The organism is Thiocapsa marina 5811 (genome assembly GCF_000223985.1).
GTDB lineage: Bacteria > Pseudomonadota > Gammaproteobacteria > Chromatiales > Chromatiaceae > Thiocapsa > Thiocapsa marina.
Genome location: NZ_AFWV01000061.1, coordinates 1 through 567 on the forward strand (window position 1 = coordinate 1; position 567 = coordinate 567).

At 66.8% G+C, this 567-nt stretch carries 1 pseudogene; it reads left to right on the plus strand.

The features are described 5' to 3' along the window. Nucleotides 1–332: 332 nt before the first annotated feature. A pseudogene (locus THIMADRAFT_RS24255) lies at nucleotides 333–567 on the plus strand (tyrosine-type recombinase/integrase); the annotation flags it as partial.

The window sequence follows — 567 nt, forward strand, 5'->3', positions numbered from 1 at the left end:
CAGCGCCTCGCGCCGCCGGCCGTAGAGGGTGTCGCGCGGGATGCCGGTTTGCGCGGCCAACTGCGGCACGCCGACGTTGTTGGGCGCCAGCAGCTTCGTCAGGATGCTGTCTTTCAGTTCGCTCGAATAGGTTGTCATGTCGCTCGCCTGGTCATGCCTCGGGGCGCTTGCGCCGCGCCCTCCGGGGTCAGCCGTCAGTCGCCCTACGGGCTCCTTCCCGGCTGACCCCGGAGGGCGCAAAGCCCCGGGTCGGTGATGCCCCATCCTCCCACACATCCTCCCAAAGGGAGGCGACATCTATCCTGACACCTGGGGGACGGAAGCAGCGCGCCGTGCCGTTGTGGAAATCCACCGTCCAGGAAGTCCGCGCCTGGCTGCGTTGCAATCCGGTGCTCGCGGCGGATGCGCCGCTGCTTCCCAACCGCGACGGCCGCGCGATGACACGCCAAAACGTCAACCAACGATTCGATCTCGCCGTGACCCGTGCCACCCAAACGCATCCCTCCCTCGCGAGACGGCATATCTCTCCGCACACGATACGTCACTCGACGGCCATGCATATGCTGC